18 protein-coding genes are annotated in these 18,442 nt (G+C 50.9%); all 18 read right to left on the reverse strand.

Translation table 11 applies throughout. The features are described from left to right. Positions 1-3: 3 nt before the first annotated feature. Positions 4-927: a serine/threonine protein kinase PrkT gene (gene prkT, locus FGI41_RS22625; RefSeq protein ID WP_139492579.1), complete on the reverse strand. Its 924-nt coding sequence runs from the start codon at positions 925-927 to the stop codon at positions 4-6. Further along, positions 917-1,696 (reverse strand): VWA domain-containing protein, encoded by a 780-nt coding sequence (locus FGI41_RS22630; RefSeq protein WP_139492580.1) that lies wholly within the window; start codon positions 1,694-1,696, stop codon positions 917-919. The genes prkT and FGI41_RS22630 overlap by 11 nt, the downstream gene beginning before the upstream one ends. A 65-nt stretch (positions 1,697-1,761) precedes the next feature. After that, positions 1,762-4,200 (reverse strand): stage II sporulation protein E, encoded by a 2,439-nt coding sequence (gene spoIIE, locus FGI41_RS22635; RefSeq protein ID WP_438358053.1) that lies wholly within the window; start codon positions 4,198-4,200, stop codon positions 1,762-1,764. Positions 4,201-4,561: 361 nt separating this feature from the next. Then, on the reverse strand, positions 4,562-4,978 hold the full coding sequence (locus tag FGI41_RS22640; protein ID WP_139492582.1) for a S1 domain-containing RNA-binding protein: 417 nt from the start codon (positions 4,976-4,978) through the stop codon (positions 4,562-4,564). A gap of 100 nt (positions 4,979-5,078) precedes the next feature. Further along, positions 5,079-5,384, reverse strand: a complete 306-nt coding sequence (locus FGI41_RS22645) for an FtsB family cell division protein (RefSeq protein WP_139492583.1) — start codon at positions 5,382-5,384, stop codon at positions 5,079-5,081. Positions 5,385-5,414: 30 nt separating this feature from the next. Beyond that, the gene (gene yabQ, locus FGI41_RS22650; protein ID WP_139492584.1) at positions 5,415-5,987 is read right to left on the reverse strand and encodes a spore cortex biosynthesis protein YabQ; all 573 of its coding nucleotides are present in this window, start codon (positions 5,985-5,987) and stop codon (positions 5,415-5,417) included. After that, positions 5,984-6,268 carry a sporulation protein YabP gene (gene yabP, locus FGI41_RS22655; protein ID WP_139492585.1) on the reverse strand — a complete coding sequence of 95 codons (285 nt, stop codon included), beginning with the start codon at positions 6,266-6,268 and terminating at the stop codon, positions 5,984-5,986. Before yabP ends, yabQ begins: the two co-directional genes overlap by 4 nt. Positions 6,269-6,426: 158 nt before the next feature. Next, a complete protein-coding gene (locus tag FGI41_RS25180) occupies positions 6,427-6,579 on the reverse strand; it encodes a hypothetical protein (protein WP_176560403.1) in 153 nt (50 codons plus the stop codon). Beyond that, on the reverse strand, positions 6,572-7,141 hold the full coding sequence (locus FGI41_RS22660) for a hypothetical protein (RefSeq protein WP_139492586.1): 570 nt from the start codon (positions 7,139-7,141) through the stop codon (positions 6,572-6,574). The genes FGI41_RS25180 and FGI41_RS22660 overlap by 8 nt, the downstream gene beginning before the upstream one ends. Positions 7,142-7,304: 163 nt before the next feature. Continuing rightward, positions 7,305-7,598: an RNA-binding S4 domain-containing protein gene (locus tag FGI41_RS22665; RefSeq protein WP_139492587.1), complete on the reverse strand. Its 294-nt coding sequence runs from the start codon at positions 7,596-7,598 to the stop codon at positions 7,305-7,307. 44 nt (positions 7,599-7,642) lie between these two features. Next, the gene (gene yabN / locus FGI41_RS22670) at positions 7,643-9,121 is read right to left on the reverse strand and encodes a bifunctional methyltransferase/pyrophosphohydrolase YabN (protein WP_139492588.1); all 1,479 of its coding nucleotides are present in this window, start codon (positions 9,119-9,121) and stop codon (positions 7,643-7,645) included. 21 nt (positions 9,122-9,142) lie between these two features. Beyond that, positions 9,143-10,774 carry a putative polysaccharide biosynthesis protein gene (locus tag FGI41_RS22675; RefSeq protein WP_139492589.1) on the reverse strand — a complete coding sequence of 544 codons (1,632 nt, stop codon included), beginning with the start codon at positions 10,772-10,774 and terminating at the stop codon, positions 9,143-9,145. A 275-nt stretch (positions 10,775-11,049) separates the two neighbouring features. After that, positions 11,050-11,589 (reverse strand): stage V sporulation protein T, encoded by a 540-nt coding sequence (gene spoVT, locus FGI41_RS22680; RefSeq protein ID WP_139492590.1) that lies wholly within the window; start codon positions 11,587-11,589, stop codon positions 11,050-11,052. Positions 11,590-11,914: 325 nt separating this feature from the next. Continuing rightward, positions 11,915-13,018, reverse strand: a complete 1,104-nt coding sequence (locus FGI41_RS22685; RefSeq protein ID WP_139492591.1) for a peptidylprolyl isomerase — start codon at positions 13,016-13,018, stop codon at positions 11,915-11,917. A gap of 41 nt (positions 13,019-13,059) precedes the next feature. Continuing rightward, entirely contained in the window at positions 13,060-16,629 is a 3,570-nt protein-coding gene (mfd, locus tag FGI41_RS22690) for a transcription-repair coupling factor (RefSeq protein WP_139492592.1), read from the reverse strand. Positions 16,630-16,732: 103 nt separating this feature from the next. Beyond that, complete coding sequence (locus FGI41_RS22695; protein WP_139492593.1) at positions 16,733-16,963, reverse strand: anti-sigma-F factor Fin; 231 nt, start codon at positions 16,961-16,963, stop codon at positions 16,733-16,735. Positions 16,964-17,056: 93 nt separating this feature from the next. Beyond that, positions 17,057-17,626, reverse strand: a complete 570-nt coding sequence (gene pth / locus FGI41_RS22700) for an aminoacyl-tRNA hydrolase (protein WP_139492594.1) — start codon at positions 17,624-17,626, stop codon at positions 17,057-17,059. A gap of 139 nt (positions 17,627-17,765) precedes the next feature. Further along, positions 17,766-18,401, reverse strand: a complete 636-nt coding sequence (locus tag FGI41_RS22705) for a 50S ribosomal protein L25 (protein ID WP_139492595.1) — start codon at positions 18,399-18,401, stop codon at positions 17,766-17,768. Between the last annotated feature and the right edge of the window lie 41 nt (positions 18,402-18,442).

The raw sequence follows: 18,442 nt of genomic DNA on the forward strand, positions 1-18,442 counted from the left end.
CCCTCACATCCAGACAAGATACATAGAACCTGCGAGCAGCAATAACGAGGCGACGAAAAAGCCGCCGATCCATTTGCTGGCTGTACTGCTTGCCTTGGCTGCTTTACGCTTGGATACAGCATTCCCTTCACGGAAGGCTTGGAGCAGGTCCGCCTTCATCTGGGAAGCACTGGTGTACTTGCCTTGCAAAGCTCTCACCAGTGGCACGCGATATCCATACAGGTTCTCATTGTCCCGTATTATATCATAAAGCATTTGGACGTGTCGTGTTGCTTGGGATATTCTTTTCCACTCTGCTTTATCCAGCGTAAGACGCATCATCATGACAGCCAACGAGAACAGATCATAACCAGTGTCAGCACGTCGGTCGCCTGCCTGCCAGAAGGCTCGGTCATATTCTTCAGTGAACTGGCGGACGGCGTTGCCGATCTTACTTACCCCGCCGAAGTCGATCAGGCAGATGCGCTTGGTCGTGTTCATCACCATGGCGTTCTCTGGCTTGAGGTCTCCGAAGACGAAGCCTTGGCTGTGCAGGATGTCCAAGTGAGACAGCAGCTGCACCATCAGGACAGGGACCCAATCCGCACCGACCCGACTTACATATTCATCCAAGCGTTCGCCCTCTACATATTCCATCGCGTAAAAGCTGTAGGCTTTGCCATCCACTACGAAGTCATCGACATCACAGACCGCTGGGCCGACTTTGGGGTCTTGGAGCTTCTGGACGCTTTTTAATAGATTGACCTCCATTAATAGATCCATGGGGTCGACGCCCACTTTGACCGCAAGCTTCTTGCCCAGATGAGAGACGAGGTAGACGACACCGTTTGCCCCTCGCCCCAGCTCAGAGAGCACCCGGTAGGAGTTGTGATGCCATTTACCGCTGAACTGCCGGGGCAGTGGGGGAAACATATCGTTAGAATACATGGTCTTGCAGGTATCCGTCTTGGTCTCTGTGATCTTTGCGCGGTGGCTTGTCTTCGAGGCGGTAGCGGTCGGCGAGATGATCAGGCAGCTCGACATGGTCAAACAGGGCAATCGCTTCGGTGATCGCCGGGCCGGTCGGAGTGATGCCGCTCATGGTCAGGGCATTGGTCAGCTCGTAGGCTTTTTCCACCTGATTGGTCCACGGGATGCGGACTTCGAGGTGGCGCTGTTTGCCTGGGAATGTACAGACGGCCATCCGACTTGTGCCACGGCGGGAGCGAAGGCTGATGCTGAAATCATAGATCGCTTGCTGTACCGCGTTGAGCTTGGCTTTCATACTGGCTGAGGTGTCGACGAGCATGACGACTTCCAGACCGCTCTTTTCACCGAGGTCATCGACGAGTCCGGCTACCTGCATCCGTTTCTCTGGTGTCAGGGTCTCCAGCTTGGAATCACCGAGGATTTCTTTGAGCTCTTGGCTGACGACATTCTGGATCGTGCGGGTCATCGCCTTGCGTGTGAGCATCTGGACGGTCTGTGCAAGCTGAGCCGGATAGACGATATCGCTTAAGCCCCCGCCAGCCTGTGCCATCTCACGGATCTCCTGCTCTCCTTGCTCACCCAGCTCATTGCGGTCGACGACGCCGATGACATTGACGGTGATGCCTTGCTCTCGTGCCAAGGTAGCGGCTGCAATCGGACTGATCCCCACATTGGAGCATCCATCGGTAACGACTAAGATTTGCCGTAATGTTGCTACTTTCGCCATAATAAAAACCTCCCCGAAACTAGTAGCTTTTCTACCAGTATCGTCGGAGGTTCTAAAAAACATACCTAGCTGACCACTCTTGGCCGCTCTACTTTTTCCATACCATTCACATGAATCGCACCCCATTGCGGGACGAATCTATCAATCCGTGTCACCAGTACAGTCATATCGTCGACAATCTCGCCATGGTGCTCCCGAATCACACGCTCCAGCAATAGATCTGCCACTTCCTGCGGATCATCGGTCGTCACCTCAGAGACCAGACGCTTCATCCACATCTGCCTGTTCTCGATATGGCGCGGTGCATCGTAGATCCCGTCTGACATCATGATCAGCAGGTCGCCCGGCTTGAGATTGCGGCTGACCACATCCACCTCGATCTCTTCTAAGATACCGACAGGCAGGTTGTTGGCGGTCACGCTGACGACATCGTTGCCTCTTTTAATGAAGCTTGGGGTGGAGCCGATTTTGATAAACCGGGTGTTGGCTGTCTGCAAATCAATCAAGGCCAGATCAACGGTGGCAAACATCTCATCGGTCGAGCGCAGGGCGAGTACCGAGTTGACCGTCTTAATTGCTAATTTTTCGTCGATTCCGGATTTCAGGAGCTGTTGGAGCATATCGAGCGCGGATTGGCTCTCCAGATAAGCCCGCTCCCCATTGCCCATGCCGTCGCTGATTGCTACGGCCACCTTGCCATTGCCGAGATCCATCGTCTTGAAGCTGTCACCGGAGAGCAGCTTGCCCCCTTTGGCAGCACCTGCGATGCCGATCTCGATCTCGTACGTGCGGGCCGAGCTGAGGCACATTTTGCAATGACCGTCTTTGAATGCTTCACACTGTCTTTCCTTGACGATGATATTCTCACCCAGAATCTCGGTCAGCATCGGCGCGACGATCTTGGCGCATTCGTCTCTCCCATAGCAGGTCGGCTGGCTGATCTCGATGTCTACCTTACCCTCCTCCAGACTGTGGATATCGACTCGCCTGACTGCAAGCCCTAGACCTTCGAGGGCACGGAATACCTGCTTCTCCTGAAAACTAAGCTCCATCCCCTCCCGCTGAATCTCACGGGCAAAATCACTCATCACCCGGGAGACACCAGAGAGTTGGTCTGCCACCAGCTTGCGGCTTTCGTGCACCTGTTTCTTCAATTCATTAAAAGCGAGGAACCGCTCGTATTCTTGTTCCATCGCGTCCACTACTTTTTCGGTTTTGACGCATTTACGCTCCCAGTCTTTGGAGATCACATTGGAATTGAGAGAGCCTTGCTCTTCATGGACATTCTCGATCATGGCGCGCATCGCTTCATAAGTGGCTTCGCCTTCACGGTCCCAGCATTGCTCACGTTTCCAGCAGCGCTGGCAGGTCATCGCGCTGACCCGCTTCATATACTGGTCGATCACTTCTTCATCGACTTGGGTCTCCGCCGTCTGGGCGAAGCTTCGGGAAAGCTGGGTGAACAGCTCGGAGAACTGCTCGATCTTGCCCGCCGTCACATCGCGGATGCGTCGCATATATTCTTGATGGGATTGGATATTCTCGACGGTTCCCGGGATGAAGCGGGAGACCTTTTTCCATATCGTAGCCGGTGTCAGGATAAACAAAATCACGGAGAACATCGTCTCAAATAAGGAGATATAAAGCATCTCCTGCGCCCCGCCGTAGATCGCGAGGATGGTCGTTCCAATCAGCAGACCTGCGGAGACACCGACTTTGCCGCCTTCCTTGAGCAATCCAGCCAACAGACCGGAGAAAGCAAGCAGGCTGATCTGCTGCAATGAGTTGACGTCGGCGAGGCTGAGGATCAGTCCGGTGACGACTCCCACTGCCGCCCCGATCGTCCCTCCACCGACGAAAGCGAACAAGAGGATCAGATAGCGGGACAGCACATGCTCCATCGACACTCCCTGTATCGTCCAGCCCACCGTCCCTGTCATCAGGGAAGCAAGCAGGATGACCAGACAGACAATCTCTTCATTCTTCAGTGGCTCATATGGCTTCGCGAGGTGGATGATCGAGAGCGACTGGACGAAGATGAGCGTCAGGACAAAGCTCAGGATCGCTTCGACTCCCACCATCACCACGCTGTAGGTAGTAACCTGATTCGTAATGATGTTATATAGGATATGGCTGAAAAACACAGTACCCAGCACGACAAACGGCGTCAGCGAGAAATCTTTTCGTCGAAACTTATCCGTCATCTTCGACGCTCCCAGCGCCACCACCAGACTCAAGAACGACTCCAGTGCCAATGGAACCGAGTGAGTCAGTGCCCCGGCCACCATTGCCAGTGAACTGACCAGCAATGTATCCCGCCTGAGATAGTACATGACGATAAAGTATGGAACGATAAACGGTGACAGCTCGTCCAATATGAGAGCCCGTCCAAGCAAGAAGCCCATCGTGAGCGGCAGTACGTGCCACTTCTGAATAAAAGCAGAGATCTTCTCTCCCCACGACTCTACAGTCTGCGTAACCTGCTGATTGATCCGCTCGGACATGACTCCGCCCGTGCCGGAGATGACTTGTGACTTATTCCACATGTTAGATAGCACCACCCGTTCTGTATATGATGTGGTTCTCATTATACGGATGGCTCTTTGTAAAATTTGTCAAAACATCGAGCGATATACCAAGAATCGTCCGACAAATTCAAACGACTTTTGTAGGAAAAAAGACAAAAAAAAAGACCGACGTTTTTGCGATCGACGTCGGCCATCAGGTGATTCGCGCTTAGCGAAACGGGCTTAGTTATATATATTCTACACGACTCCAAAATGACCTTCCTCTTTTTGTCGGTATTTTACGCGTTTTTGGAAATTATTTTTTGATCAAATAAAAAACTCCCGTAAAGCGGGAGTTTTAGCGTCCTCGGCCTTTTTTATCCTGGTTTTTACGGAGGCTGGTGAGACGGTCTTCACTATCCTTTAAGAAGCGGCTTATCTTGTCTTCGAAGTTCTCCGGGCGTCGTGGGCCACGGTCGTTGCGGTCGCCACGCGGGCGTGAATCTCTGGCTGGTCGGGCTGGTCGTTCTGGTCTTGGCGGCTGATCGACTGCTTTTTTGATGGACAGGCCGATTTTGTTGTCCTGTATGCTCATCACTTTGACGGTGACCATATCGCCAATCTTCAGATGCTCGTTGATGTCCGTCACGTATTTGTCTGCCACTTCACTGATGTGTACGAGACCCGTCACGCCACCAGGCAGCTCAACAAATGCTCCAAATTTCGTAATACCTGTAACTTTCCCTTCGTATTTGCTGCCGATTGTGACTTCCATAAAACAGGAAATCCCCCTCCAAGAATATTATGAACATTTAATTAAATTATATAGGAAGAAAAAAAAACATGTCAACGCTTTCCCGTTGATATGTTTTTTCTTAATCCGGCAGCACGAACAAAACTTCTCCCGGCTTAGCCATGAAGTGGTTTTTGCGTGCCAGCTCCGCGATATATTCTTTGTCGTTGAGACGGTTTGCCTTGTAGTTGAGCTCTTTGTTTTTATCTTGCACCTCATCGGCCTGTGCTTGCAGGGCTGCCAGCTTTTCTTCTTTTTCGGTCAGGATTCCGCTTTGCAGATAAGTCGTATAGCCCGTCCAGACGAGGAAACAGAGCACAAAGAACATCGTCAATCTGATCCTGCGCTTCCGCCCTTGGCTCTGGGACTGTGTAGGGCTTGTATTCATAGTAGACTCCACCTTTTAGATACTTTCCGTTTAGTCATCTTTTTTCTTTCTGGTAAACAACTTCTGCAAACGGTGGATGAATCCTGCCCAAAGCTTGGTCAAACCGTTCCACAAGTTCCGACCCCATCTGGCAAAAGGTGCAAAAATAAAGGAAATGATACGCCATATAAATGTTCCAATGTGAACCAAGATCGAAAAAAGGAAAACCAACAACATCCAGATCATCTGAAATATGAATTGAATTGGTTTCACAATTAATATATCGATAATCCGTAGAATTGTCTGATATAACCATATAGAAAATTTTATCATGGTGTTAAGAAATTGAATATATTTCTTACTACCTAACAAAAAGTAGAACCATGCTCCTATAAGCATCCCTAAAAAGATAGGAAAACGGACTACCCCATTGTTCACACTCACCAACACATAGAAGACCAACCCAACACTGGAAAGCCAAAAGGCGAGATCGAGGATAAAGACGACCCACAGGGGGAAGCGGCCTTTGTTTTTGAAAACATGATACGTATCAAAGCCCATCCCCATGAGTGTGCCACACAGCAGCATATACGCGACGGTCTGAATCTGGACGACGATGCTCACTTGAATAACTTACCGAAGAATCCTTTCGAACGGTCTCCGGCTTGCCCCTGTTCAAGATATCCCATATCATGCACAAGCCCCTCGATCGCCACTTCGCCTGTCTCCAGACTGAGATTCTTCATATGTAAGTTCTGTCCGCGAATGCTCAAGAACCCACCTTCAGTCTCTAACAAGAACTCCTCGCTGTCGAAGCTCTCGACCTTTTTAACCCCTGAGATCGCTAAGCTGCGACGGTTGATCATGACAACTTCATGACGGGGGCGCTTCGTTTGATCCATCATGCTATGTCCTCCTTCTGTTTCCGCTCGGCCATTGGTATAGTGATCAGACCGTTTTGTACCATGATATGGGGAGGGATGTCCGTTTAGAACAGGCGGGAGGATCAGGGGATAGAAAAAAGCCAAGGCGGTGGGTCTGCCTTGGCTTTTTGTGTAGGAATCTATGTGATTGGCTTTTGTTTTGCTGCCTGAATGAATTGTTTTACTAATGCATCGCTTTTTTGGCGGGTTGCTTCGGAAACGGGTACTGTGAATATACCGTTTGCAGCGATCTCGAGTTTGTCAGTTTGTTTGCTCAGGTATTTATTAGTCATGGCGCTTCCCTCCAAAGTAAGAGTTGACTAAATCGTGTGCTGATTGAGTCGGAATGATCATACGCGAGCCGCCGGGATTGATTGCTTGCAAGGAAGTAATGTAATGCTGAATTAGTTTTGTTTTAGCGAAAAAAGCTACATAACCATCAAAACCGAGTTCAAAACTCCTTTTACATGCTATGGCAAACAGGTGTGGACCAACACCAAAAAATTCTTTATGAATGCCTACATTCGATGGGGCGCTCTCGGCTAAATAGACGTCGACCCATGCCTCATTAGGTTGTAAAGAGACCAGACCTTGAATCCTATTATCACCTATGATTTTGATTGTGTATACTTCACGCTCAGGTAATTTTAACTGCTCTCCCCAATTGAATTGCCACCCGAGTAGGTTAGGAAGATCCTCTTCTAATAACTGATTACAGACTGTTTGATATATTTCATCCGACAATCGATGGCGAAGACATCTTGTCCATTCATCAATCTCGACGGCAAGAGAAGAGAATTTTTTACCTTTATCCTTATGAAAAGCTAGTATCTTTGCGTACAGGGGTGAATCCATCACTACTTCCTCCGTTCACCTATGCTTATCATAACACAGGAGATTATCACCCTCTAACTGTAATACGACTTAAACCGACCGTTACTCATGGAAAATGATTAAATATGAAAAGCCAAGGCGGTGGGTCTGCCTTGGCTTTTGGTGCTTGCTATGTACGCTTTCCTTAAAACTTCATATACTCGTCTTCTTCCTTCTCATCACGCGGTACCGGAATTTCGCCGACTGTGGTGTAGAGGGACGCTGCTTCATCTTTGCGTGCGTTTTCTTTGATTTCCTCGACTTGGACGACGACGATTTTTTGACCGAAGCGGATTGCCAGCTTGTCGCCGATTTTGACGTTGCTGGATGCTTTGGCCGGGCGGTCGTTAATCTCGATACGACCTTGGTCGCATACGTCTTTGGCAAGCGTGCGGCGTTTGATCAAGCGCGATACTTTGAGGAATTTGTCTAGTCTCATCTATTTCTCCTCCTTGGGTTTATGTATAGCTTGTTGCTTGTGCCCTATCTGTTATCTCGCGACAGCTTTTTGGCTTCGTCCCACCACTTGTCCATCTCTTCGAGTGAGGTCTCGGCGAATGTACGACCAGCTTCACGCAGGCGCATCTCGATATGGGCGAAGCGGGTGTGGAACTTCTGGTTGGTCATGCGCAGCGCTTCTTCTGGGTCGACCTTGAGGAAGCGGGCCAGGTTGACCACAGCAAACAGGAGGTCTCCCAGCTCACCGGCCTGTTCTTCTGGCTTAGCGGTTTTGACTTCATTGTATTCTTCTTCAATCTTGCTGAAGACGTCTGCGATGTTATCCCAATCAAATCCGACCTCTGCCGCTTTCTTCTGCAGCTTGGCTGCATACATGAGCGCAGGCAGTTCACGCGGGATGCCAGCGAGCTTGGATTCTTCGGTGGTGTCGATGCCTTTTTCTGCTTTTTCCTGCTCCTTGATCTGTTGCCAGTTGACCACTACCTCTTCGGCATTATCCGCTGAGGCTTCGCCGAAGACGTGCGGGTGGCGGCGGATCATTTTGCTGTTGATGTTGGCGATGACATCTTCGATGGTGAAGTAGCCGTCTTCGGATGCGATCTGGGAATGCAGCATGATCTGCAGGAGCAAGTCTCCCAGCTCATCGCTTAATGCGTCTAGATCGTCATTGTCGATGGCTTCAAGCACTTCGTAAGCTTCTTCGATCAGGTATTTGCGCAGAGTCTGGTGGGTCTGTTTGCGGTCCCATGGGCAACCTTCCGGGCTGCGCAGGACGGCGATGATTTCTTTTAGATAAGAAAATTGGCGGTAACGGACGCTCTCCTCGGTGGTTGGCGGGACATAGACCAGACTCAGGTTACCGAGATGATCGACGCGGTCCAGCTCATACAGCGGGACGACATCGATCTTTTCCATCCCTTCGACCCCGACAGCGGTACAGACCGTGATCTCGTATTCATCCGGGAACACATCCATGAGTGACAGCTTGACGTCAGAGGCGGTCAGCTGGTCGTACACCTGGGCAATCACGGTGTGCAGCTGCGGGTTGATCTGCTCGGTACGCAGGCTGGTGGCATCCAGCATGGTGAAGCCTTCGATCGGGTCGACCTTCAAGGCTGCAAAAAGCGGGTCGAGGAAGCTTTGACCGCCTTCGATGTTGATGGTGAGTTGTTCTTTTTCCGCATTTTCCAACAGGATCTGTACAGTACGTTCTGCTACCAGTGGATGACCGGGTACTGCGTAGATGATCTCGCCTTGTTCTTTGGCGATGGTGACCAGCTTAGCCGCGATACCGCTGTAGACATCGTCAAAGTTGCCATGCGCGACATATACGTCATCAAAAGATTCGTAGGTCACACCCTCCGCCGCAAGCTCGTTCAACACTGGGTGTTCTGCTGTCCGCACATATAGATGCTTGGCTGCTATGACCCGCTTGTAGATACCAAGCGGGAGTTGGTTTAAGTCCCCGGCTCCCAGGCCGAGGACGTGGATGGTTGGGGTCATGAATTCAGCACTCCTTACTTCTTAGTCACGTAATAGCTTGAAGCGGGTGAGCAGAGCAATCAGCTTCTCACCTCTAGGGATAAAACGCATATCCTGGCGCGTAATGCCCCCCGTATACAGCAAGGCCACGCCGTAGACCAGTGCACCGGCACCTACTGCAATCAGTCCGGCAACCGTGTGCAGCAGACGTACATGTGTGATCACATCTCCAAGTCCAGTCAGCAGTCCGTACTCCAGAATCACTACGATGATACCCATCATCCCTACAGCGATCAACGGCTTGATTACCAGTTGCTTGAGGCTGATCACCAATCCGATATGACGGTGAATTGCCATGATGTTGAGGATCATTGCCACCACATACGCAAGCACGGTAGCCACGGCAGAACCGACGATGCCCCACAACGGAATCAGCGCGAGGTTGGCGAGGAGCTTCACCACCACCCCAATCATCAGGTGACGCGCCGGAAGCTTGACCTGTCCAATCCCCTGCAGGATACCGGAGCTCGATATCATCAACGTCGCAAACAGAATCGTAAAGGACTGAACCGCAATCGCAAGTGTCCCTTTATCATTACCATATACCATGACGTTTACCGACTCGGCCAACAAAGCAAGTCCGACCGAAGCAGGCAACCCGAGCAAAAGAGTCAGTCGCAACGCAATCTCGGTCCGGTTGGAGACAAGACGGGTCTGCCCCTGTGCCATCGCTTCACTGATTGCAGGTACGAGTGCAAGCGACAGTGATGTGGCGAAGAAGGTACCGAACTGAATCAGCGGTTGGCTGCGGTCGTACGTTCCTTTGAGATCTTTGGCCGCTTCCGGATCAATACCACTCCATTGCAACAGGTTGGAGACCGTCACCGAGTCAATCAGCGGGATCATCGGCAATACAAGAGCACCGAGACAGATCGGAATTGCGTAATGCAGGATTTTGTTAAAAATCTCGCGGTTCGTCATGACCGCTGCCGTCTGTTTGGCTGAGTCAACTGCACTCGCTTCCGTACCTGCGTTGCGTCGCCAGTAATACAGCAGGACCAGCAACGCACCAACCGCTCCCGGTAATGCGGCGAACACAGCACCAGTACCGGCCAGATAAGCGTCATGATAGACCGCCATCATCCAGTAAGCCGCAGCGATAATGAAGACCACGCGTACCAATTGTTCTACCACTTGCGAGACACCCGTCGGCATCATGTTTTGCTGTCCTTGAAAATAGCCACGCATAATCGACACCATCGGCACTAACAGCAACGACCACGATACTGCCTGAAGGGGCAAGGTGAGGTGCTCATCCCCCATCATGCGGCCGATCATCGGCGCACCGAAGAATAGCAGCAGGAAAAATAAAAGACCAAGTATACCCAGAGAGACACTTGCAATCCGAAATGCTTTTCGCGCTCCCGCAGGGTCACCAAGCGCCAGCCGCTCCGAGACGATCTTGGAGATCGCAATCGGAAACCCGGCCGTCGCCAGAATTAACAGAGCCGTATATAGCGGATAGACCTGCATATACACATAAAGCCCGATATCCCCAGTTATGTTCTGATACGGGATACGGTATACCGCCCCCATCAGCTTTGATAATAAACCAGCAATACCTAAGATAGCGGCACCTTTGACAAAATGGTTGGAACCTCTCTCTGCAGACATGGTGTGTCTTCTCCTCTCAAATCAAACCAAAACTGCGTTCATTATACCATAAGGTGGGTTGGGAGTTGAAAAAGGTTGAGTGGTGGGAAGCATAGATGATATCTGTTCTCCAGTCGCCTTTCCCCCTCGTAAGAGGGGCCGGTCTCCTTACGATCAGATATCATCTACGCTTCCAACAACTTTTTCCGAGAGGAATAATGAGGAAGAAAAGAAAAGAAGACCCCAGCGCTAATCGCAAGAGGTCTTCCTGTAAGATCGTATCCCCATCTACTTGATTACTGTTCCATTTGCTTCGCCAAGAAGCCTGCAGCTGTCTCAGCCATTTTGGTTTCTAATTCGCCCATCTTCACTTCGTTTTTGTTGACGAGGATGACCCCGCCGATTGGGTCGCCACCTGCTACGATTGGAGCGATGACGAAGGAGGAATATTGTTCTGAGTTGTCGCGGGTAATCTCATATTGGCCAGCGTTTTTCTCTAGACGAGTTTTACGCTCCTCCAAGGTTTTTTCGACGAGGGAGCCGATAGGTTTCTCCATGTACTCCTTCTTGGAAGCACCAGATACAGCGATGACAGTGTCACGGTCAGTGATGATGACAGTATGGTTCAAGGATTCGTAGAGTGAATCAGCATATTCTTTGGCGAAATCAGCCAATTCGCCGATTGGTGAATATTTCTTCAAGATAACTTCCCCATCACGGTCGACAAAAATCTCAAGTGGATCGCCTTCGCGGATACGAAGTGTGCGGCGGATTTCCTTCGGGATTACGACCCGTCCGAGGTCGTCAATACGACGAACAATACCAGTTGCCTTCATAATCTTGTTGCCTCGCTTTCTTGAGAAGATTTTGTGTGTCTTTCCTTTGAGGATTAGCTATATGTTTTCCTGAATCTCTGTTTTTTACTAATCACTACCTTGCAGTAACTTTTTCCAACGGTGCTCATCTTACCAACGCGCCATGCTCTCTCCCGGTCGGTAGCGAGTGACTATAGTATTTGCCGCGGGTTACAGAATATGCGATCAAACGAAAAAACAGGGTGGCTTGCTATGGGCTATTCTGGGGGCATTCCTCCATCAAAAAACACCATTTCGCCAAGGCAGGCTTCTGCTTCGGCAAAATGGCGTTTCCATGATGATGTTCTTATTTAGTCGCTGGTGCAGCGGCTTTTACTTCTGGGATGTTCCACTTGGTCACGAGCTTGTCCAGTTCGTCTTTGACAAACGCATCGTATTTTTTGCTAAGGGCGATTTCTTTGAATTGTTGCTTGGTTTCTTCGAAGGTCTTCACAGCACGCTTCTCCACTCGGATCACGTGGTAGCCGTAATCGGTCTTGACTGGTGTTGCGCTTACCTCGCCCACTTTTTGCTTGAGGGCGGCATCCCGGAATTCAGGAACCCATTGGTTGACGTCCGCATCTGCATACAGACCGCCGTTTTCTTTGCTGCCTGGGTCTTCCGTGAATTCTTTTGCCAGCTTCGCCATGTCTTCACCCTTGTTGATGCGGGCGGTCAGATCATTGGCGAGCTTGAGTGCTTCTTCTGGCTTGTGCTTCTCGAAGTTGATCAGGATGTGGCGGACAGATGCAGTCGTGAGTGCTGCTTTATCAGTTGTATCGTATTCCTTTTTCACATCCGCATCGGTGACAGATGATTCAAGCAGGTTGACGGATTTATTGATGAGTGTCATTTGCTCGATGATTTGTTCTTTGGTCAGCTTGTGGTTTTCCAAGAGCTTGTTGAACTTGGCTTCATCATTGCCGAGCATGCCGACGAGCTGGCCCTTTACCTTGTCATAGGTCTCTTGGGCTTGTTTCTGGGAGGTTGCCGTTACTTTTTCATCAGCGCGGGCCGCCAGAATTTCGGTCGCCGTGTATTGACGCACATAGTCGTCGATCATTTCCTTAGTAGCAGCGCCGATTGCTTGTGCTTGTTGCGGGTTGAGGAGCGAGATGGTGCGCAGGAATGTTTCGAACTCGCCAGCAGTAAGCTCGCCGCCTTTGTATTCCGCGATCTTGGTGTTCGGGTCTACTTGGAAAGGAAGCTTCACTGGTGGAAACTGAGCCAGGGGATCTTCCGCACCTGCTTTGTCATCAGTAGGTGTAGCAGGTTGTTCGGCTGCTTGTTTGTCATCGGCCGGTTTGGCTTCGTCTTTGGCTTGTCCACAACCAGTCAGGAGCGCAACAGCCAGCGCCGTCGTGGAGAGCAGCGCGACGAAACGCTTCCCAGACATTTTCGATTTTTTCATAGGTAGATCTCCCTTCTCTGGATAAAGCCCCCCATCCGCTCTTAACCGATGTCGGAGAGCGAATGGGTGCTGTTTAAATCTTTACGGATCAGATGGAATTGACTGAGCAGGCTCTCGACCAGCTTGACACCATCTTCTACACTTAACCCTTTTACTTTAACAGTTACCACAATCTGTTGTCCACCCGGACTGGTAGTTAATCCCACACGACGGTCATATTTGGCAGACATAGCAAAGAGTGCACCGCCGTCGATATTGTTGGTCTGCGCTGGATCAAACAAGAGCTTGATCACATCTGCTTCTTTTTGATTGATCTCGACGACACCGTATTGCAGGGCGTGTACGCGGAGGCGGGAGATGACGAGCAAGTTCTCCACCGACTTCGGAATATCGCCGAAACGGTCGATCAGCTCTTCCGCGAGATCGTCCACATCGGTGAGTGTTGCAGTCGCGACGAATTTTTTGTACATCTCGATCTTCTGACGGCTGTCGGTGATGTATTCGGACGGGATGTAGGCGTCCAGCTGCAGGTTGATCTCCACTGGAGACTTGATCTCCTGCTTCACTTCTCCGCGCAGGTCGTCGATGGCTTCCTTGAGCATCTGGGTGTACAGATCAAAACCGACCGAGTTGATAAAACCACTCTGCTCTGCCCCAAGCAGGTTCCCCGCACCACGGATGGACAGGTCGCGCATCGCGATTTTGAAGCCGGAGCCAAGCTCGGTGAACTCCTTAATCGCCTGCAGACGCTTCTCCGCTACCTCGGTCAGTACCTTGTCACGCTGGTAGGTGAAGTATGCATACGCGATCCGGTTGGAACGTCCGACACGGCCACGCAGCTGATACAGCTGAGAGAGACCCATGCGGTCGGCATTGTGGATGATCAGGGTATTGACGTTCGGGATATCCACCCCGGTCTCGATAATCGTCGTACTGACCAGCACATCGTATTGTCCGTCGAGGAAGTCGAGGATCACGCCTTCCAGCTCACTCTCGTTCATTTGACCATGGGCCACGGCTACGCGGGCATCCGGTACCAGAGAAGAGATGTGTTCAGCCATCTGCTCGATTCCTTGCACTTGGTTATAGAGGAAAAAGACTTGACCTTCCCGCGCCAGCTCACGCTCAATCGCATCACGCACCAGTGCCGGATTGTATTCCACCACATACGTCTGCACAGGGAAACGGTTCTCCGGCGGTGTCTCGATGACGGAGAGATCACGTACACCCAGCATGGACATGTGAAGGGTACGCGGGATCGGCGTCGCCGTCAGGGTGAGAACGTCCACATTGGTCTTGATCTGCTTCAATTTTTCTTTATGGCTGACCCCAAAACGCTGCTCCTCGTCGACGATCAACAGACCGAGATCGCGGAACGTCAGATCTTTGGACAGCAGGCGGTGTGTACCGATGACGACATCGACTGTGCCTTCCTTGACACCCTTGATCGTGGCATTCTGTTCTTTGCGCGAACGGAAACGGCTGAGTACCTCAACCTTGATCGGATAATCAGAAAAACGCTCACGGAACGTCTCAAAGTGCTGCTGAGCCAAAATCGTAGTCGGCACCAAGACAGCTACCTGTTTGCCATCCATGACAGATTTGAAGGCAGCGCGGATCGCCACCTCGGTCTTCCCGTAGCCTACGTCACCGCAGACGAGACGGTCCATCGGGCGTTTGCTCTCCATATCGCCCTTGACCTCAGCGATCGCACGAAGCTGATCCTGTGTCTCCTGATACGGGAACATCGCTTCGAATTCACGCTGTTCAAGCGTATCAGAATGGAAGGCATAGCCGACTGCTGCTTCACGCTGGGCATACAGCTTGATGAGGTCTTCGGCGATATCTTTGACAGAAGACTGGACCTTGCTCTTGACCCGCTTCCACTCATTGCCGCCGAGGTTGTAGATTTTCGGCTCTGCTTCTTCGCTGCCGACATATTTTTGCACATGGTCAATCTGCTCGATAGGCACAAACAGACTGTCGCCACCTGCATACTGTACATGCAGATAATCCTTGTGAATCCCGAGGATCTCCTTCGTCTCGATGCCGAGGTAACGTCCGATCCCGTGGTTGATATGCACCACATAATCGCCCGGCTTGAGCTCCAGATAGTTTTTGATCCGCTCAGCGTTGGTCATGTTTTGCTGTACTTTGCGTGCCTTGCGCTGCTTGGCGGTGAACACTTCGCCCTCGGTGATGACGACCATCTTGTTCATCGGCAGCTCAAAACCGCTCTGCAGGTTGCCCAGGATAATGGTCGGGCGGCCCGGCGGTACATCCGCTACCGTATCTAACAGCAGGTCGGCCTCCATCTCATAGTCATGCAGCACACGCTCGAGACGCTTCGCCCGCTCGGCATCGGCCGCGACAAAAATGATCTGGTTCTGCCCTTTGATCCAACGGGCCAGCTCGCCTTTGAGCACGTTCATCTGCCCATGAAAATTCTGCATCGTTCTACAATTTATATTTGCGATATTACGAGGCTGGGTTTTCGGCGTCTGACGCAGGAACAGAGACAGATAGACCAGTGGCCATTTTTTCTGCTCCAAAATCAGCTCATCGTAGTTGTAGGACAGAGTCAGGTTAGCCATGAACTCGCCTTCGGTGATCCGGTTGGTCTGCCACTCCAGTTCGTCTTTTTGCAATTGGGTCGCTGTATCTGCCACACGGGACGGCTCGTCGATCAGCAGTACCGTATCAGACGGCATATAATCGAGCAATGTATTCTGGCTCGGATAGATCACGGAGCTGTAGGTGAACAGATGGGCAAACCGGTGACCATCCCGCATCAGCGCGATATCCTCACCGATTTTTTGCATGACTTTTTCCTTGGCTCCTTCGTCTTTGAGCTTGCCAAGGGTCTCACCCAGCTTTTTCTCCAGACGGTCTGCCGCTTCGATCAGCACATCGGAAGTGGCAAACATCTCTTTTACCGGGCCGAATGTATACGATTCCAAATTTTCCTTGGAACGTTGTGTCGCCATATCAAACGTACGAATCGAATCGATCTCATCATCGAACAGTTCAATCCGCACCGGCCATTCAGAGTCGATCGGGTACAGGTCGATGATCCCGCCGCGCACGCTCATTTCGCCTTTGCGCTCCACGAGATCAACACGTTCATACCCCAGCTCGATCAGCTTATGTAAAAACGTATCCAAATCCAGATTCCCGCTGCGGGACAGCTTGATCTGTGCATCACGCCAGACCGGAACCGGTACGACAAAACGTCTTAATCCTGCAAAAGGTGCAACCAAAATACCCGTAAAGCCTTGTGCTAAACGGTTCAATACATGTATACGCTGTGCCAGTGTCTCTGGACTTGCAATCGCCATCTCTGAGCCGATCAGCTCATTGCCGGGATAGAGCAGCAGGTCTTCGCTTGGCACTAGTTCCAGCAGATCCTCATATACCTTCTGCGCCTGAAACATATTGTGTGTAACCACACAGATCGGGCGCTTCCCCTCTTGATAGAGTGCCGCCATCAGCACTTGACGCGAGGAACCGGCCAGTCCGGCGATCAACTGCTCATGCAGGCCGGAAGAGAGTCCAGCCACGATCGTGCCAAAATGGGAATCATCTTTTATCCGATTAATGATGACTTGCATCCATGCGTCTCCTCTCCAGACTTTCTCTCATGCGAAAATAGCCTTAGCTTTCAACAAAGCTAAGGCTCGGGTTACTTGTAAGCCTTTTCTTTTTGATGCTTCCTTATTGAAGCGGGTTGTCAATCAAAGAGAGCTCTGGATTCTGCTCCATTGCATCACGGCAATAGTTGCAGGTCAGGCGAATAATCGTATCCCCGCTCGCATCTTTCGCTATTATATGTTGGCGTTCTTCCGGGGTCAAGGAATCAAGCCCCAGCTGCGTCTCTGAGACGTGCTGCTGCTCGATCTCACCTATTTTCATCCCACAGCAACGACAGACGTAACGATAGCTCATTTTACGCACCCCCAGGCAGTCTTACATCTCAATTCTCTGCCTAGTATGGGCGATAACAGGAAAAATCATACGGCTTTGCTCATCTTTCCCCACTTACTCTTTGGTTGGATTGAACTGGTTCATCACCTTGATAAATTCTTCGCGCAGCCATGCCTCGCACGCTTTGACGGTGATATCCACCGCTTCACTGATCGCTGGCAAGTCAGCCTTCGGGAAGTCATGCAGCACATAATCACTGACACTGCCTCCCGGTGCTGGACGGCTGATCCCGATCTTGATGCGGTTGAATTCCTGTGTCCCCAAATGGGCGATCATCGACTTGATGCCGTTATGTCCGCCGGCACTGCCTTTTTCACGCAGGCGCAGCTTGCCTGTCGGCAGATCCAGATCATCATAGATCACCACGAGATCCTTGTGGGTCAGCTTGTAGAACTTAATGATCTCGCCAACCGATTCGCCGGAGAGATTCATATACGTCTGCGGCTTCACCAAAAGCACCTTTTGTCCTTGTACATTGCCTTCGCCGACAAGAGCGCGGAACTTGTTGGACGTGACAGAGATGCCCCATTCTTTACTTAACTTATCTATGGCCATAAACCCCACATTATGTCTCGTGTCCTCGTATTTTTTGCCGGGGTTGCCCAAACCGATAATAACCTTCACCTTGATTTACCTCCACCTATGCTTACATCTCTTCTTATATTACATGATTCCTCTGATATTAAAAAGAAATGATGCTCGACGCTTTACGCCAAAAAACGAACCTCTCAACCAAAAACGGCTGAGAGGTACTTGATTGATCCTATACTTTTTTCGCTTCTTCCACTGGTGCATCAGCATTTTCAGCCACTGCATTCGCTTCTGCCATCGCTTCGACAGATTCATCGGATTTGACTTTGACCGCCAGGATGCTGACGATCACTTCCAGGTCGTCAATGCCCAGTTCGATGCCGGCCGGCACTTCAAGGTCTTTGACCAGTATCGTGTCACCTACGTTGAGACCATCTACATTCACTTGGAAGGACTCAGGGATATCTCCCGGCAGGCAGGTTACCTCGACGCTGTGGCGCACAAGGGAAGGCGTCCCGAAATCCGGTTTGCCTGTCACGACGACTGGTACGGTGGTATGTACTTTTTCATTCATGTTGATCTGTTTGAAATCGACGTGAAGCACATTGGCTTGCACAGGATGACGCTGCAGTTCATAGACCATGACGTCATAGGATTGGTCACCATCGATGGAAAGTTTGAATGGCTTGTTCGTCGCCTGTTTGCGCAGGGCGCGGTCAAGTTCTTTGCCATCTACGACCAGTTCCACATTGTTCACTTGTGTACCATACACATTAGCCAGCACCCAACCTTCGCGGCGAAGGGCTTTGTTCGAGTTACCTGACTGTGCATTTACTGCTTGACGTGGCTTTGCTTGAATCGCTTCCACCAAAAAACCTCCTTTAATGGCGCTAGTGATGATTTCACCTA

Source organism: Brevibacillus dissolubilis (assembly GCF_006170445.1).
In the GTDB taxonomy this organism is placed as follows: domain Bacteria; phylum Bacillota; class Bacilli; order Brevibacillales; family Brevibacillaceae; genus Brevibacillus_B; species Brevibacillus_B dissolubilis.

Excerpts from the sequence above, each read along its gene's own strand:
- FGI41_RS22665 (WP_139492587.1), bottom strand. The coding sequence starts at position 7,598 with ATGAGACTAGACAAATTCCTCAAAGTATCGCGCTTGATCAAACGCCGC.
- FGI41_RS22685 (WP_139492591.1), bottom strand. The coding sequence starts at position 13,018 with ATGAAAAAATCGAAAATGTCTGGGAAGCGTTTCGTCGCGCTGCTCTCC.
- yabN (WP_139492588.1), bottom strand. The coding sequence starts at position 9,121 with ATGACCCCAACCATCCACGTCCTCGGCCTGGGAGCCGGGGACTTAAAC.
- mfd (WP_139492592.1), bottom strand. The coding sequence starts at position 16,629 with ATGCAAGTCATCATTAATCGGATAAAAGATGATTCCCATTTTGGCACG.
- spoIIE (WP_438358053.1), bottom strand. The coding sequence starts at position 4,200 with ATGTCCGAGCGGATCAATCAGCAGGTTACGCAGACTGTAGAGTCGTGG.
- FGI41_RS25180 (WP_176560403.1), bottom strand. The coding sequence starts at position 6,579 with ATGACTAATAAATACCTGAGCAAACAAACTGACAAACTCGAGATCGCT.
- yabP (WP_139492585.1), bottom strand. The coding sequence starts at position 6,268 with ATGATGGATCAAACGAAGCGCCCCCGTCATGAAGTTGTCATGATCAAC.
- spoVT (WP_139492590.1), bottom strand. The coding sequence starts at position 11,589 with ATGAAGGCAACTGGTATTGTTCGTCGTATTGACGACCTCGGACGGGTC.
- FGI41_RS22630 (WP_139492580.1), bottom strand. The coding sequence starts at position 1,696 with ATGGCGAAAGTAGCAACATTACGGCAAATCTTAGTCGTTACCGATGGA.
- FGI41_RS22675 (WP_139492589.1), bottom strand. The coding sequence starts at position 10,774 with ATGTCTGCAGAGAGAGGTTCCAACCATTTTGTCAAAGGTGCCGCTATC.
- FGI41_RS22640 (WP_139492582.1), bottom strand. The coding sequence starts at position 4,978 with ATGGAAGTCACAATCGGCAGCAAATACGAAGGGAAAGTTACAGGTATT.
- prkT (WP_139492579.1), bottom strand. The coding sequence starts at position 927 with ATGTATTCTAACGATATGTTTCCCCCACTGCCCCGGCAGTTCAGCGGT.
- FGI41_RS22660 (WP_139492586.1), bottom strand. The coding sequence starts at position 7,141 with ATGGATTCACCCCTGTACGCAAAGATACTAGCTTTTCATAAGGATAAA.
- FGI41_RS22645 (WP_139492583.1), bottom strand. The coding sequence starts at position 5,384 with ATGAATACAAGCCCTACACAGTCCCAGAGCCAAGGGCGGAAGCGCAGG.
- FGI41_RS22695 (WP_139492593.1), bottom strand. The coding sequence starts at position 16,963 with ATGAGCTATCGTTACGTCTGTCGTTGCTGTGGGATGAAAATAGGTGAG.